The sequence below is a fragment of the Escherichia sp. 10290 genome, from assembly GCF_030295155.1.
Taxonomy (GTDB): domain Bacteria; phylum Pseudomonadota; class Gammaproteobacteria; order Enterobacterales; family Enterobacteriaceae; genus Escherichia; species Escherichia coli_F.
Window position 1 is genome coordinate 4,317,682 of sequence record NZ_AP025741.1, and the last position, 16,278, is coordinate 4,333,959.

The 16,278-nt window shown below is 51.3% G+C and carries 13 protein-coding genes and 2 pseudogenes; 7 read left to right on the plus strand and 8 right to left on the minus strand.

The features are described from left to right. The first annotated feature begins 53 nt into the window (after positions 1-53). From acpT to nikR, 7 genes are all read left to right on the plus strand, one after another. Positions 54-641 carry a 4'-phosphopantetheinyl transferase AcpT gene (gene acpT, locus QUE74_RS21840; protein WP_000285762.1) on the plus strand — a complete coding sequence of 196 codons (588 nt, stop codon included), beginning with the start codon at positions 54-56 and terminating at the stop codon, positions 639-641. A gap of 110 nt (positions 642-751) precedes the next feature. Continuing rightward, positions 752-2,326: a nickel ABC transporter substrate-binding protein gene (gene nikA / locus QUE74_RS21845; protein WP_000953373.1), complete on the plus strand. Its 1,575-nt coding sequence runs from the start codon at positions 752-754 to the stop codon at positions 2,324-2,326. Beyond that, positions 2,326-3,270: a nickel ABC transporter permease subunit NikB gene (nikB, locus tag QUE74_RS21850; protein ID WP_000947080.1), complete on the plus strand. Its 945-nt coding sequence runs from the start codon at positions 2,326-2,328 to the stop codon at positions 3,268-3,270. The genes nikA and nikB overlap by 1 nt, the downstream gene beginning before the upstream one ends. Further along, positions 3,267-4,100 (plus strand): nickel ABC transporter permease subunit NikC, encoded by an 834-nt coding sequence (nikC, locus tag QUE74_RS21855; protein ID WP_001008972.1) that lies wholly within the window; start codon positions 3,267-3,269, stop codon positions 4,098-4,100. Before nikB ends, nikC begins: the two co-directional genes overlap by 4 nt. Next, the gene (gene nikD / locus QUE74_RS21860) at positions 4,100-4,864 is read left to right on the plus strand and encodes a nickel import ATP-binding protein NikD (protein WP_001136246.1); all 765 of its coding nucleotides are present in this window, start codon (positions 4,100-4,102) and stop codon (positions 4,862-4,864) included. Before nikC ends, nikD begins: the two co-directional genes overlap by 1 nt. After that, a complete protein-coding gene (nikE, locus tag QUE74_RS21865) occupies positions 4,861-5,667 on the plus strand; it encodes a nickel import ATP-binding protein NikE (RefSeq protein WP_000173700.1) in 807 nt (268 codons plus the stop codon). The genes nikD and nikE overlap by 4 nt, the downstream gene beginning before the upstream one ends. Positions 5,668-5,671: 4 nt before the next feature. Further along, positions 5,672-6,073 carry a nickel-responsive transcriptional regulator NikR gene (gene nikR, locus QUE74_RS21870; protein ID WP_001190062.1) on the plus strand — a complete coding sequence of 134 codons (402 nt, stop codon included), beginning with the start codon at positions 5,672-5,674 and terminating at the stop codon, positions 6,071-6,073. Positions 6,074-6,081: 8 nt separating this feature from the next. Here the strand turns inward: nikR and QUE74_RS21875 are convergent, their stop codons facing one another. The 8 genes and pseudogenes from QUE74_RS21875 to QUE74_RS21910 form a co-directional block, all read right to left on the minus strand. Beyond that, on the minus strand, positions 6,082-7,206 hold the full coding sequence (locus tag QUE74_RS21875; RefSeq protein WP_001314210.1) for an ABC transporter permease: 1,125 nt from the start codon (positions 7,204-7,206) through the stop codon (positions 6,082-6,084). Next, the gene (rbbA, locus tag QUE74_RS21880; RefSeq protein WP_000149088.1) at positions 7,206-9,941 is read right to left on the minus strand and encodes a ribosome-associated ATPase/putative transporter RbbA; all 2,736 of its coding nucleotides are present in this window, start codon (positions 9,939-9,941) and stop codon (positions 7,206-7,208) included. Before rbbA ends, QUE74_RS21875 begins: the two co-directional genes overlap by 1 nt. Then, entirely contained in the window at positions 9,938-11,005 is a 1,068-nt protein-coding gene (locus QUE74_RS21885; protein WP_000361518.1) for an HlyD family secretion protein, read from the minus strand. Before QUE74_RS21885 ends, rbbA begins: the two co-directional genes overlap by 4 nt. Before the next feature lie 71 nt (positions 11,006-11,076). Further along, a complete protein-coding gene (gene yhiY, locus QUE74_RS21890; protein WP_213054493.1) occupies positions 11,077-11,181 on the minus strand; it encodes a hypothetical protein in 105 nt (34 codons plus the stop codon). Between the two features lie 189 nt (positions 11,182-11,370). Continuing rightward, a complete protein-coding gene (locus QUE74_RS21895; protein WP_000689574.1) occupies positions 11,371-12,993 on the minus strand; it encodes a DUF4049 domain-containing protein in 1,623 nt (540 codons plus the stop codon). 261 nt (positions 12,994-13,254) lie between these two features. Then, positions 13,255-13,704: pseudogene (locus QUE74_RS21900) on the minus strand (DUF4049 domain-containing protein); the annotation flags it as partial. Positions 13,705-13,714: 10 nt separating this feature from the next. Next, positions 13,715-14,943, minus strand: a protein-coding gene (locus tag QUE74_RS21905) for an IS3-like element IS2 family transposase (protein ID WP_088895425.1) whose coding sequence is annotated in 2 segments (ribosomal slippage) — positions 13,715-14,628 and positions 14,628-14,943 — 1,230 coding nt in all. Because the reading frame shifts where the segments join, the coding sequence is not laid out codon by codon here. A gap of 91 nt (positions 14,944-15,034) precedes the next feature. Continuing rightward, a pseudogene (locus tag QUE74_RS21910) lies at positions 15,035-16,198 on the minus strand (DUF4049 domain-containing protein); the annotation flags it as partial. Between the last annotated feature and the right edge of the window lie 80 nt (positions 16,199-16,278).

A 16,278-nucleotide genomic window follows, 5' to 3' on the forward strand; every position in this document is an offset into this window, starting at 1 on the left:
GCGACAAGTGATACGATACGCACTTTCATTTTCCATTAAACGTTGGCCCTGATATGTATCGGATAGTTCTGGGGAAAGTTTCGACCTTAAGCGCAGCTCCACTGCCACCGGCTTTACGCGATAAAGCACCGCAAGGCCCACGGCGCGAACGCTGGCTGGCGGGGCGTGCATTGCTTTCACACACGCTTTCTCCACTACCGGACATCATCTACGGTGAACAAGGCAAACCCGCATTCGCATCGGAAACGCCGCTATGGTTCAACTTAAGCCATAGCGGTGACGATATTGCCCTACTGTTGAGCGATGAAGGCGAAGTCGGCTGCGATATCGAAGTGATTCGCCCGCGTGCCAACTGGCGCTGGCTGGCGAACGCAGTGTTCAGCCTCGGAGAACATGCCGAGATGGACGCCGTGCATCCAGATCAGCAACTGGAAATGTTCTGGCGCATCTGGACACGCAAAGAAGCCATCGTTAAACAACGTGGCGGCAGCGCCTGGCAAATCGTCAGCGTAGACAGCACCTATCAGTCCTCGCTGTCAGTCAGCCATTGTCAGCTTGAAAATTTAAGTCTGGCGATCTGCACCCCTACTCCCTTTACGCTCACCGCCGACAGTGTGCAATGGATCGATTCAGTTAACTGACCAGCCCATCCGACTGCCCATCTATTGATCCAGAACAGGTTATCAGTATGACGAATACTTAAAATCGTCATACTTATTTCCGCCATCTATTTTAATCCATTGGGGTTACCATGCTCTCCACACTCCGCCGCACTCTATTTGCGCTGCTGGCTTGTGCGTCTTTTATCGTCCATGCCGCTGCACCAGATGAAATCACCACCGCCTGGCCGGTGAATGTCGGGCCACTAAACCCGCACCTTTACACACCCAACCAGATGTTCGCCCAGAGCATGGTTTATGAACCACTGGTGAAATATCAGGCAGACGGTTCGGTGATCCCGTGGCTGGCAAAAAGCTGGACCCATTCAGAAGATGGCAAAACCTGGACCTTCACCCTGCGTGATGATGTGAAATTCTCTAACGGTGAACCGTTTGATGCAGAGGCCGCGGCAGAAAACTTCCGCGCTGTGCTCGACAACCGTCAACGTCACGCCTGGCTGGAGCTGGCAAACCAGATTGTTGATGTCAAAGCTCTCAGTAAAACCGAGCTGCAAATCACCCTGAAAAGCGCCTACTACCCTTTCCTGCAAGAACTGGCCCTGCCCCGCCCTTTCCGCTTTATCGCCCCCTCGCAGTTTAAAAACCATGAAACCATGAATGGGATTAAAGCGCCGATTGGCACCGGGCCGTGGGTTTTGCAGGAATCGAAACTGAATCAGTACGATGTCTTCGTCCGTAACGAAAACTACTGGGGCGAAAAGCCGGCGATGAAGAAGATCACTTTTAACGTGATCCCGGACCCGACCACCCGCGCGGTGGCGTTTGAAACTGGCGATATCGATCTGCTATACGGTAATGAAGGGCTATTGCCGCTCGATACCTTCGCCCGCTTTAGCCAGAACCCGGCCTACCACACCCAACTGTCACAGCCGATCGAAACCGTGATGCTGGCGCTTAATACCGCCAAAGCCCCCACCAACGAACTGGCCGTACGTGAAGCGCTCAATTACGCGGTAAACAAAAAATCGCTGATCGATAACGCGTTGTATGGCACCCAGCAGGTCGCCGACACCCTGTTTGCCCCTTCCGTGCCCTATGCCAATCTCGGCCTGAAACCGCGCCAGTACGATCCGCAGAAAGCGAAAGCGTTGCTGGAACAAGCAGGCTGGACGCTGCCCGCAGGCAAAGATATCCGCGAGAAAAATGGTCAGCCGCTGCGCATTGAACTGTCGTTCATCGGCACCGATGCGTTAAGCAAATCAATGGCCGAAATCATTCAGGCTGATATGCGCCAGATTGGCGCGGATGTCACGCTGATCGGCGAAGAAGAGAGCAGTATCTATGCTCGTCAACGCGACGGTCGTTTTGGCATGATTTTCCACCGTACCTGGGGCGCGCCATACGATCCACACGCCTTCCTGAGTTCAATGCGCGTACCGTCGCACGCTGACTTCCAGGCACAGCAAGGTTTAGCCGACAAGCCGCTGATTGATAAAGAGATCGGCGAAGTGCTGGCGACACACGACGAAACCCAACGTCAGGCACTGTATCGCGACATTCTGACCCGTCTGCATGACGAGGCGGTTTATCTGCCTATCAGCTATATCTCAATGATGGTGGTTTCAAAACCGGAACTGGGTAACATCCCCTACGCGCCGATCGCCACCGAAATCCCGTTCGAACAGATTAAACCGGTGAAACCTTAATGTTGCGTTATGTATTACGCCGCTTTCTGCTGCTGATCCCGATGGTGCTCGCCGCCTCGGTGATCATTTTTCTGATGCTGCGCCTCGGCACCGGCGACCCGGCGCTCGATTATCTGCGTCTGTCTAACCTACCGCCGACGCCGGAAATGCTGGCTTCTACCCGCACCATGCTGGGGCTGGATCAACCGTTGTACGTGCAGTACGGAACCTGGTTGTGGAAAGCGCTGCATCTTGACTTTGGTATCTCATTCGCCAGCCAACGCCCGGTGCTGGACGATATGCTGACCTTCCTGCCCGCCACGCTGGAACTGGCGGGCGCGGCGCTGGTGTTAATTCTGCTCACTTCCGTGCCGCTCGGCATCTGGGCGGCGCGCCATCGCGACCGCCTGCCGGATTTCGCCGTGCGTTTTATCGCGTTTCTTGGCGTGTCGATGCCTAACTTCTGGTTGGCGTTTTTACTGGTGATGGCATTTTCTGTGTATCTGCAATGGCTGCCCGCGATGGGTTACGGCGGCTGGCAGCATATCATTTTGCCTGCGGTTTCCATCGCTTTTATGTCGCTGGCGATTAACGCGCGTCTGCTGCGCGCCAGTATGCTGGACGTCGCGGGTCAGCGTCATGTGACCTGGGCGCGACTGCGCGGCCTGAACGACAAACAGACCGAACGCCGCCATATCCTGCGCAATGCCTCGCTGCCGATGATCACCGCCGTGGGGATGCACATTGGCGAACTGATTGGCGGGACGATGATTATCGAAAACATCTTTGCCTGGCCGGGCGTCGGGCGCTATGCGGTGTCGGCGATTTTCAACCGTGACTATCCGGTGATCCAATGCTTTACGCTGATGATGGTGGTGGTTTTTGTGGTCTGTAATTTGATTGTCGATTTGCTCAACGCCGCGCTGGACCCGCGCATTCGTCGTCATGAAGGAGCGCACGCGTGAACTTTTTCCTCTCTTCTCGCTGGTCGGTACGCCTGGCGCTCATCATTATCGCCCTGCTGGCACTGATTGCGCTCACCAGCCAGTGGTGGCTGCCATACGATCCCCAGGTCATTGATTTGCCGTCGCGTCTGCTTTCTCCGGATGCACAGCACTGGCTGGGCACCGATCACTTAGGACGCGATATTTTCTCACGGCTGATGGCGGCGACCCGTGTGTCGCTTGGCTCGGTAATGGCCTGCCTGCTGTTGGTGCTGACATTAGGGCTGATTATTGGCGGCAGCGCCGGGCTGATTGGCGGGCGCGTTGATCAGGCCACCATGCGCGTCGCGGATATGTTTATGACCTTCCCGACCTCGATTCTGTCGTTCTTTATGGTTGGCGTGCTCGGCACCGGGTTGACCAACGTAATTATCGCCATCGCCCTGTCGCACTGGGCGTGGTACGCGCGCATGGTGCGCAGTCTGGTGATTTCACTGCGCCAGCGCGAGTTTGTGCTGGCATCACGGCTTTCTGGCGCGGGCCATGTGCGGGTGTTTATCGATCATCTGGCGGGCGCGGTGATCCCTTCACTGCTGGTGCTGGCGACGCTGGATATCGGCCATATGATGCTACACGTCGCGGGGATGTCCTTCCTCGGTCTCGGCGTGACCGCCCCGACCGCCGAATGGGGCGTGATGATTAACGATGCACGTCAGTATATCTGGACCCAGCCGCTGCAAATGTTCTGGCCGGGACTGGCGCTGTTTATCAGCGTGATGGCCTTTAACCTGGTGGGTGACGCACTGCGCGATCATCTGGACCCTCATCTGGTGACGGAGCACGCACACTAATGCCGCAACAGATTGAACTACGTAATATCGCGCTACAGGCCGCGCAACCGCTGGTACACGGCGTATCGTTAACCCTGCAACGCGGACGCGTGCTGGCGTTAGTCGGCGGTAGTGGCAGCGGGAAGTCGCTGACCTGTGCCGCGACGCTGGGCATTCTGCCCGCTGGCGTTCGCCAGACGGCGGGGGAAATTTTGGCCGATGGCAAACCGGTTTCTCCCTGCGCCCTGCGCGGTATCAAAATTGCTACTATCATGCAGAACCCGCGCAGTGCCTTCAATCCGCTGCACACCATGCTCACGCACGCGCGGGAAACTTGCCAGGCACTGGGGAAACCCGCCGATGACGCCACGCTTACCGCTGCCATAGAAGCGGTAGGGCTGGAAAACGCCGCACGCGTGCTGAAGCTGTACCCGTTCGAGATGAGCGGCGGCATGTTGCAGCGCATGATGATTGCGATGGCTGTGCTATGTGAATCACCGTTTATCATCGCCGATGAACCGACCACCGACCTTGATGTAGTGGCGCAAGCGCGCATTCTGGATCTGCTGGAAAGCATTATGCAAAAACAAGCGCCGGGAATGCTGCTGGTTACCCATGATATGGGCGTGGTAGCACGTCTGGCAGACGATGTGGCGGTAATGTCTCACGGTAAGATTGTTGAGCAGGGCGATGTCGAAACGCTGTTTAATGCCCCCAAACATGCGGTAACGCGCAGCCTGGTTTCTGCTCACCTCGCGCTTTATGGTATGGAGCTGGCATCATGACTTTACTTAACGTCTCCGACCTTTCACACCAGTACGCACACGGTGGATTCAGCGGTAAGCACCAGCATCAGGCAGTGCTCAATAACGTTTCGCTGACCCTGAAAAGCGGTGAAACCGTCGCCCTGCTGGGACGCAGCGGCTGCGGAAAAAGCACTCTCGCGCGGCTGCTGGTAGGCTTAGAGTCTCCCTCACAAGGGAATATTAGCTGGCGCGGCGAATCGTTGGCAAAGCTCAATCGCGCCCAGCGTAAAGCATTCCGCCGCGATATTCAGATGGTATTTCAGGACTCCATCAGCGCCGTGAATCCGCGCAAAACCGTGCGCGAGATCCTGCGTGAACCGATGCGCCACCTGCTATCGCTGAAAAAATCGGAACAACTGGCGCGTGCCAGCGAAATGCTGAAGGCGGTCGATCTCGATGACAGCGTTCTAGACAAACGCCCACCGCAGTTAAGCGGCGGTCAGCTCCAGCGCGTCTGCCTGGCTCGCGCGCTGGCGGTCGAACCGAAACTGCTGATTCTGGATGAAGCCGTTTCTAACCTTGATCTCGTGTTACAGGCGGGCGTCATTCGCCTGCTGAAAAAGCTACAACAGCAGTTTGGCACCGCCTGCCTGTTTATCACCCACGACTTACGTCTGGTGGAGCGCTTCTGTCAGCGGGTGATGGTGATGGATAACGGGCAAATTGTCGAAACCCAGGTGGTGGGAGATAAATTAACCTTTTCCTCTGACGCCGGACGTGTGCTACAAAACGCGGTATTACCCGCATTCCCCGTGCGCCGTCGCGCCACAGAAAAGGTTTAAGTCAATGCAACGAGTCACCATCACCCTTGATGACGATTTACTGGAGACGCTGGACAGCCTGAGCCAGCGTCGTGGTTATAACAACCGTTCCGAAGCTATCCGCGATATTTTGCGTAGCGCTCTGGCGCAGGAGGCCACCCAGCAGCACGGCACACAAGGTTTCGCGGTGCTGTCGTATGTGTATGAACACGAAAAACGCGACTTAGCCAGCCGTATTGTCTCCACACAGCATCATCACCACGACCTCTCAGTCGCCACGCTGCATGTACATATCAATCACGACGATTGCCTGGAAATCGCCGTGTTGAAAGGTGACATGGGCGACGTGCAGCATTTTGCCGATGACGTTATCGCCCAGCGCGGCGTGCGGCATGGGCATTTGCAGTGCTTGCCGAAGGAAGATTAACCCCGTAATTACGCCATTGTCCCAATCGTCTTCCTGAATCGCAGCAACGCGATGGTGAAAAACGCGCCGCCAATTGCCATCAACGTCAGGAACTGCGGCCAGACGATTTCGAATCCGGCACCCCGGTAGAGGATGGCCTGCGCGAGGCTGACAAAGTGTGTCGTCGGCATGGTCAGCATAATGTCCTGCACCATCTGCGGCATACTTTCGCGCGGCGTGGATCCACCAGAAAGCATTTGCAGCGGCAGCAGCACCAGAATCACCAACAGCCCCAGTTGTGGCATCGAACGCGCTATCGTCCCCATAAAAATACCGATTGACGTAGTGGCAAACAGACTGAGCGCCACGCCCAGCATAAACAGCGGGATAGAGCCTTCTATCGGTACGCCCAGCACGCCTTTTACCATCAGCACCAGCGATAATCCCGATACCACCAGCACCACCAGCCCCATCGACCAGACCTTCGCCATCATGATCTCAAACGGCGTTATCGGCATCACCAGTAAGTGTTCCACCGTGCCGTGTTCACGCTCGCGGATCAGCGCTGATCCGGTCAACACAATCGCCAGCATGGTAATGTTGTTGATGATCGCCATCACCCCGCCAAACCACGCGGGATCGAGGTTCGGATTAAAGCGCATGCGGGTTTCCAGCGATACCAACGGTTCGCTGTTATCACGGTAGCGCGCGACAAAGCTGTTCACTTCACCGTTGATAATATTCTGGATATAACCGTTGCCAGTGAATGCCTGGCTCATGCGCGTGGCATCGACGTTCACCTGAATATCCGGCTGACGTCCGGCGAGGACATCACGCTGAAAATTAGGCGGAATATTTATCGCGAAGGTATAGCGCCCGGCGTCCAGCCCGGCATCCATCTCATCGGCGGTGATCATCTCCGGGGGCAAAAACCACGGGCGGTAGAAGCTGTTAACGATCCGGTTCGATAACTGCGATTGATCCATATCGGCAATGGCGATCGGCGCGAGGTTCAACGATCCTGGCGTAACGGTCGCTGACGAATACACCGACACCGTAAACGAGAAGACAATCAGCGTCAGCATCGCTTTATCACCGAGCAGACTGCGCAACTCTTTGATACCCAGATTAAAAATATTGCGTAAATGGCGCATCATCCCTCCTGTTTTTTCAGCAGCAGGATGCTTAAGCCCATCACCAGTGGAATGGCTATCAGCAACGGGATAAAAAGTTGCCATAAATCCGTCAGATCCAGCGCCTTCGAGAACGTCCCGCGGGCGATAGTCAGAAAATGACTGGTAGGGTAAACCTCGCCGATCCAACGTCCTGGACCTTCCAGCGAAGCTACCGGATCGATCATCCCGGAAAACTGCGTCGCCGGGATCAACGTGATAATCGCCGTACCGAAAATGGCGGCAATCTGGCTTTTCATAAAGGTGGAGATCAGCAGCCCCATTCCGGTGGCGATGATGATATACAGCAACGCCGCCAGGGTGAGCGTCAGGAAACTGCCTTTATGCGGTACGCCAAATACAAATACCGACAGGGCGCAGAGCAGGAAAAAGTTCAGCATTCCCAGCCCGATGTACGGTAGCTGTTTGCCAAGTAAAAATTCGCTGCGGGTGGTGGGGGTCACGTAAAGGTTGATAATCGACCCCAACTCTTTTTCCCGCACTACGCTAAGGGCGCTTAACATCGACGGAATCATCATCAGCAACAGCGGGATCACCGCCGGAACAATCGCTGGCAGGCTTTTTACGTCCGGGTTATAGCGATAGCGTGTCTCAATATTCATCAGCCCGCTTTGGCTCGCGGGCGTGGATTGCCGACTCGCCACATCCTGTATCCAGCTCTGGTGCATGGCCTGCACGTAACCTTTTACCGTTTCGGCACGACTGGGCATCGCACCGTCGATCCAGACACCGAGTTCCACAGGCGTACCACGCGCGATATCGCGCCCGAAATTGGGAGGGATCTCAATCGCCACCGTGATATCGCCCGCACGCATCCGACGATCAAGCTCGTCATAACTGGTGAGCGGCGGCTGTTCGATAAAGTAACGGGAACCGGAGAGATTGAGCGTCCACGCCTGGCTACTGACGGTCTGGTCGCGGTCGAGCACCGCAAAGCGCAGGTTTTCCACATCCATACTGATGCCGTAACCCATTATCAGCATCAGGATCACCGTTCCCATCAGCGCCAGCGTCGAACGGACCGGATCGCGGCGCAATTCCAGTGCTTCGCGGCGGCTGTAGCTAAACAGACGGCGCAGGCTAAATCCCTGACGCGGCGCGTGGGTGGTGTCGTGTATCACGGGCGGCGCTTCGGCTTCGTTGCTCTGCCCTGCCGCTTCCTGCAAATAGGCGATAAATGCCTCTTCCAGACTGGCGGCTCCGCGTTTCTCAACCAGTTCCTGCGGTGTACCGCTGGCGAGCACTTTTCCGGCGTGCATCAGTGAGATGCGGTCGCAGCGTTCCGCTTCGTTCATAAAGTGGGTGGAGATGAAAATGGTCACTTTGTCCTGGCGCGAAAGATCGACCATTAACTGCCAGAACATATCCCTCGCCACCGGATCGACGCCAGAAGTAGGCTCATCGAGGATTAACATCTCCGGGCGATGAATCACCGCCACCGCCAGCGAAAGCCGCTGGCGAATGCCGAGCGGCAATGACTCCGGCAGAACATCTTCAACGTCGTTGAGCTTAAAACGCTCACTCATTTCAGCCACTCGCGCGGGAATTTCCGCTTCCGGAATGTGAAACAAACGGGCATGTAACTCCAGGTTTTGCCGCACGGTGAGCTCGTTATAGAGCGAAAACGCCTGCGACATATAGCCCACCCGACGGCGGGTATCGATATCTTTTGGATCAACCGGTTGCCCGAACAGCCACGCCTCACCTTCGCTGGCAGGCAGCAGTCCAGTAAGCATTTTCATGGTGGTGGATTTACCGCAGCCGTTCGAACCAAGGAATCCAAAAATCTCCCCACGTGGAATGCGGAAATTGACGTGATCAACGGCAACGAAGGAACCAAAACGCATGGTCAGATCGCGCGCTTCGATGGCAATCTCTGCGTTTTCAGGTTGATACGGTGGGATCACTACCGCCTGATGCGCCTGCCGTTGTGCTTGCGGTAACAGATTTATAAATGCTTCTTCCAGCGTGGCGCTTTGCGTTTGCTGCCGCAGCTCTTCGGCGCTGCCAGTCGCCAGTACTTCTCCGGCATTCATCGCTACCAGCCAGTCGAAGCGTTCCGCCTCTTCCATATAGGCGGTGGCAACCAGCACGCTCATATTGCTCTGCCGCTGGCGAATACTGTCGATCAGATCCCAGAACTGGGCGCGAGAGAGCGGGTCAACCCCCGTTGTTGGCTCATCAAGAATCAACAATTCCGGGTCGTGGATTAACGCACAGCACAGCCCCAGCTTTTGCTTCATCCCGCCGGAGAGTTTACCTGCCGGACGATCGCGAAACGGTGCTAACCCGGTGCTGGTCAGCAGCTCATTAATTCGGACTTCCCGCTCCGCTTTGTCGTGACCGAACAGGCGGGCGAAAAAATCGACGTTTTCATACACCGACAAGGTGTGGTAGAGGTTTTTGCCCAGTCCCTGCGGCATCCAGGCAATGCGCGGGCAGACGTCACGGCGATGCCTCGGGTCGCGCATATCGCCGCCCAGCACGATCACGTTGCCCTGCTCAATGACGCGGGCACCGGAAATCAGTGACAACAAACTCGACTTCCCGACGCCGTCCGGGCCAATCAGCCCGACCATACAGCGGGCCGGAATGTCGAGAGTGATATTGTTCAGCGCAACGGTTTTTCCATAATGCTGGTTCACGCCCGCCAGTTGCGCGACAGGCGGGACGGGAACCAGTTCCAGATGCGTCATTGCGGCAACCTCACCACCAGGTCGTCAGGCCACGGAAGTTCTTCATTCACCCGCACCCACGCTACGCCCGGCAATCCGGTTTTGACATATTCCAGATGTTGCTGGAGTAATTCCGGTGGGATACGCGCTTTGACGCGGAACATCAGTTTCAGCCGCTCATCGCTGGTTTCGACGGTTTTTGGCGTGAACTGGGCGACGCTGGCGACAAAGCTGATGGACGCAGGAATACGCAGATCTGGCGCGGCATCGAGGATCAGCCGGGCTTCGCCGCCCAGTTTCAGCGTGCCCGCCTGTTCAGTTGGCAGGAAGAAGGTCATATAGACGTCGCTGAGATCGACCATATTTAGCACCCGACCGCCTGCTGCCAGCACTTCCCCAGGCTCGGCAACCCGATACTGCACGCGTCCGTCACGCGGGGCTTTCAGTTCACTGTCATCGATATCTGCGGCAATGCGCCGCTCAGTGGCTTGTGCCGCTTCGACGCGCGTTTGCGCCTGAATGATATTGGTACGTGCCGCTTCTATAGCCGCTTTAGAAGCCGAAACCTGGGCTTTTGCCGATTCCAGCGCAGCACGGGCGCTTTCGGCGGCGGCACGGTCGTCGTCCAGCTGTTGCGCAGAAATAGCCCCTCGTTGGGCGAGTGAGCGGGAACGCGTATGACGTTTAGCCACGGAGTCCAGTTCGGCCTGGCGTTGATTAACCAGTGACTGCGCGGCACGAGTTTCACTTTGCCGTTGCTCCAGCAAAGCCTGCGCGGCGGCAACGGCGCTTTGTGCTTCTTTGATTTGCGCGATGGCTTCCAGTCGCTGTTCCTGCAACACGCGAGTATCCATCTTCGCCAATACTTCACCTTCACGAACAAACTGGCCTTCTTTCACCAGAATGGTGTCGATACGCCCGGCAATTTTGCTGGCGATATCCACTTCCGTCGCTTCAATACGCCCATTGCTGACGGCAAAGCCTTCCGGCACACCTGCCGGGCGCAACAGCCACCACGCCACGACAGCAACCACTGCCAGTAACCCGACAACCCACCACGCCAGATGGCGCTTACTCTTATCCATAATCGACCCGCCATAATCCCTGTAAGCAAAAGACGCGTGTTACAACTGCCACCGAACGACGTTCAGCGGATTCATCCATCCGGGATAAGAAGGAAACGGCAAATACGACCAGCGCACAGAGCATTGAGCGCCAATGGGGAAGGCTTAGTGAAAACGGGTAGTAATGTTGTCATCATCAGCATTCCTGGCCGTAAATGAAACACGCATACTCATAAGTGTGATCTATAAAACTGGCTGATAAAACGGTATCCATCCTGTTGGATAGCGTTTCACGCCTGTTCAGTTGCAGGAACAGAGCATTCCTTTTTACGTTTTATCAACAGTCTCAACCAGATAGTAACATTAATATTCATGTTGTCTATGGTTCAAAGCTGTAACAGCGTGCGCCTTCTACTCAAAGGCATAAGTTCATTTCTGTTTTTTTCATGCTGGTAAGACGTCCAGGGAGCGGTTACCTCAGGCCCTGCACCAGGATTAATTTGGCAATTATGCATACTGTACATCCTTCCGGCATGTTTACTGTCACGGGCGTTCAGACCTAAAACAGCCCCCCTTTCACCTATGAGTTCTCTTCCACCATTACCGTTATGTGCAACAACTTGATTTATACCTAACATTTGTGAGCATGCTAATAGTGCTTCAAGTTTGGGCCTGTAATCTGTCGAGATGGAAAAATAACGATTAAAAGATTGACAAGAGATGGCCCGGCTAATTTTAAATTTTTTACCATTAATTATGGTATGATGCTTTTTATTAATGATTGCCGCTAATTCGACCGGATCGAGAACATTGGTCATTTCATCTTTAGAGACTGTTATCGGACCTAAAATGTAACGTTCGCGTTGTATGTCGAAAGTTATCCCATGATGATTTGCCATTATTTTATATTTGGGGTCATAGAAACAGACAGGATAATCTTTTATCCCAGCGTAGGTATCTTCATTAAGTGGTTTCATGCGCGTGAAGTTCTGCATATAGTTACCATTGCAATTTGTTTCATGATTTCCAGCTAATACATGAACATTTTCATTGATACTCATTATGCGTTTTAACAAATCGATGATAAATTGATCGCCACAGATATTACTAAACCGATCGCCGGTTTGGTCACCCAGAAACGTACATGGCGTCACTGCGCCTTTATTAATAACCAAATAAGGCTGAAGACTTTCTAAAACTATATCTCTTCTGTTCAGAATACTGATTATTGTATTAACATTAGTGTCAAGTTGCTCATTAAAGTTCTCCCTTAGCAATACGTTGAGAACTTCATCTTCTATATTAAGCAACTGACTAAGGAAATTTTCTCCTTCAGCCATAATACCCAAATGACCTGTTGCAGTAAGCGCATACAAAACGGCACCGACTGAGCCATCAGTATCACCGAAATAGGTCGGTCTGGTACTTGTAGGATCAACGGGTGAACAATTTGAGAAATAGACTCTATTAGCAAAATGGGCCTTTATTACTGTTTCGAATTTAATATCAAATATATTGTATTGCGAAGTTTTCCAGTCCCAGAGGGGTTTGTACGACTCAGTAACTACAATATCATTCATATTACCATCTTCTGTCATGGCATTAAGAAAACAAACAATGCTGCGCCAATTTATTTCTATGTTATCAAGAGGGCAACCGTAATTTTTTCCATTAATTGTCACAATAAACTGATAACTATTATTCCTGCGTAGGATATGAACACGCATGCCCGATAGCATACTATATTTTTCTGATTGATACGTCTGTATGGAAAATGAAATCTTGTCATCTTGAAAAGATTGTTGGAAACGTTCTATTTGCCAGTCATCTATTTTTTCCACAACTTCACCGAGCATTGTCCTGGCAATACTTGATATGTCATCATCTAAGCCATTTGCTATATACCCAAACAGTTCTTTAGTGAAGTTGGTAACATGATCTTGCATAATATCATTTGCGGGGATTGTCATAGTACTGTCGTGAGTACCGGTCACAGCTCCAATTTTCATTTTTTACCTCATGCTATTCACTGCGAGGAATACGTAGTTAATATTTAATCTTATGACATACACCTCATGTTCGATGGAAAAACAATTATATTTTGCACAAATCATTCAGCCTTAAGGCATAATATGAAATTTCTTATCTCAAAGTAGACAAAATCCCTAGAGATTGTAGAGGCGTTATCAGAACATACCTCTACAATCGATTAAGAAAACCTATGAAATACTTTCAGGATTAATAAGACATACCACAGTATTCATGGAATTTTAATGAGATTGAAAACAACTAAGCCCTGATAAATAAATTATTTCATTATTTTTATCACGTACTTTCTTCCGGGAATTTAGACCCATAATACCATTATCAAATAGTTGATTCTGATCTACCCCGAGCCCATGATGGCCATATTTTTGTCTAATGTATTTTCTGGGGTCTTCGCATTTGAGTTTCTCTCCACATATGAAGATATGATTACGTGTTGGTCTGAAATCAGTAGTGTTATTAAAATAATCAGCATATAAATCTGTGGGTTTCATAATATTGCTTCGGATTAGATGGAATAGAGGATCATCCATATATTCTTTATGTTTTTTATTAAATATATTAGCTAATTCCTCAGGATCAGTAGGATTTTTCATCTGTTTAAATGGAACCTGCAAAGCACCGAGACAATAACATTCATTTTCTTCATTTCTTATTATTCCGTGATGACTGGTGGATTTGCCCCTATATTTCCAGACATCTGTTATCACTTAACCCATTACAAGCCCGCTGCCGCAGATATTCCCGTGGCGAGCGATAACCCAGCGCACTATGCGGATGCCATTCGTTATAATGCTCGAACGCCTCTGCAAGGTTCTTTGCTGCCGTTAACCCGTCTGGTTTGGGCATGATACTGATGTAGTCACGCTTTATCGTTTTCACGAAGCTCTCTGCTATTCCGTTACTCTCCGGACTCCGCACCGCCGTGTTCTTCGGTTCAAGTCCCAACATCCGGGCGAACTGGCGTGTTTCATTAGCCCGGTAGCATGAACCATTATCCGTCAGCCACTCCACTGGAGACGACGGAAGATCGTTGCCGAAGCGGCGTTCCACCGCTCCCAGCATGACGTCCTGTACTGTTTCACTGTTGAAGCCGCCAGTAGTCACCGCCCAGTGCAGTGCCTCACGATCACAGCAGTCCAGCGCGAACGTGACACGCAGTCTCTCTCCGTTATCACAGCAGAACTCGAACCCGTCAGAGCACCATCGCTGATTGCTTTCTTTCACGGCCACTCTGCCTGTATGTGCCCGTTTCGATGGCGGTACAGCAGGTTTTCGCTCAAGCAACAGCGCATTCTGGCGCATGATCCGGTAAACACGTTTGGCATTGATCGCAGGCATACCATCAAGTTCTGCCTGTCTGCGAAGCAGCGCCCATACCCGACGATAACCATACGTGGGCAGCTCTCCGATAACATGGTGTATACGGAGAAGCACATCCGTATCATCAGTGTGACGACTGCGGCGGCCATCCATCCAGTCATCGGTTCGTCTGAGAATGACGTGCAACTGCGCACGCGACACCCGGAGACAACGGCTGACTAAGCTTACTCCCCATCCCCGGGCAATAAGGGCGCGTGCGCTATCCACTTTTTTGCCCGTCCATATTCAACGGCTTCTTTGAGGAGTTCATTTTCCATCGTTTTCTTGCCGAGCAGGCGCTGGAGTTCTTTAATCTGCTTCATGGCGGCAGCAAGTTCAGAGGCAGGAACAACCTGTTCTCCGGCGGCGACAGCAGTAAGACTTCCTTCCTGGTATTGCTTACGCCAGAGAAATAACTGGCTGGCTGCTACACCATGTTGCCGGGCAACGAGGGAGACCGTCATCCCCGGTTCAAAGCTCTGCTGAACAATTGCGATCTTTTCCTGTGTGGTACGCCGTCTGCGTTTCTCCGGCCCTAAGACATCAATCATCTGTTCTCCAATGACTAGTCTAAAAACTAGTATTAAGACTATCACTTATTTAAGTGATACTGGTTGTCTGGAGATTCAGGGGGCCAGTCTAACTGGTTAAAACTTTCCTTTCTGGGTCATAATTACAAACATCAAGCGTTTTAATTAAGTTATATGTATCACCGGCGGAGAGTCTATGATTTGCTAGTCGTGCACTATAGTTACCATTAAAATTGATTTCATGATTTCCAGCCAGAACGACGACATTTTTATTTATACGACTATCTTTATTACCCTCCATATTTTGCATAGAATTTAGCAAAGTAAGGATATATTGATCTCCAAAAATAGTACTAAACCTGTCGCCTGTATGATCTCCAAGGAAAATACAAGGAGTAATCGCATCGCCTTTTAAAAAAACATGATTATGCAACTTATTCAAGATCATGTCTCTTGCATTTAATAAAGCGTAGAGCTCTCCCATTTTTTTCTTTTCGTATGCAGATGAAGCCATATTTTCGTGATTTAATAATTCACATATTAAACTCCACCCCTCTTCCCGGATGCCTATATGCCCTGAAACGAGCAATGCATAAAGTATAGCGCCTACTCTTCCATCTGTATCGCCAAAATAAGCCGTGTTCATATTTTGTGGGTTAATCACACCACAGTGTTTATAAAAATCTATTTCTGAAAACACAGATTTAACATAGTTATCAAACTTTTCCTTAGTGAGCATCTCAGTAGAGACATCCCAACGCCAGTCAGGTTTAAAATTACCGCTAAGAAGAGTAAAGAAATTTTCAGATATGATAGAAAGCCCATCAACTTTATAAATTATGTCTGATTTATCTCCGGAGAAATTAATAAAATAATAACCATCCCTACGCTCAATCGTAACGGTTATGGGAGATGATAATTTTAACACATGGTTATTGTCTGGTATAATTGTAAAGATAAACGTGTCAGTATCCATGTTGGCGAAACTATTATATTCTTGGATATCTATAGAAGGTTCACTATTGTAAAGCGATGTTTTCACCGTCTGATGAAAATAGTCATTTACATTCCAGTGACCATATTGCAGGAAATAGATGATATGCAGGCCTGCATTGTTACCTATTTGCGAAAATTTATCCAGTATATTAACTTCAACTGTCTTTGAAAGATGTTTTTTATCAACCTCGCCATGGTGTTGATGATTGTTAACTTTATCTGAATGCTTATATTCATGGCTTAAGGAGTTGTTTCCAATCAGATTATGAATTGCTTTCATAAATAACCTATGATATTTTTGAATTGTTTGTTACAAAATAAACGATACATGTCTGAAAGACATATTTACGACGATATAAA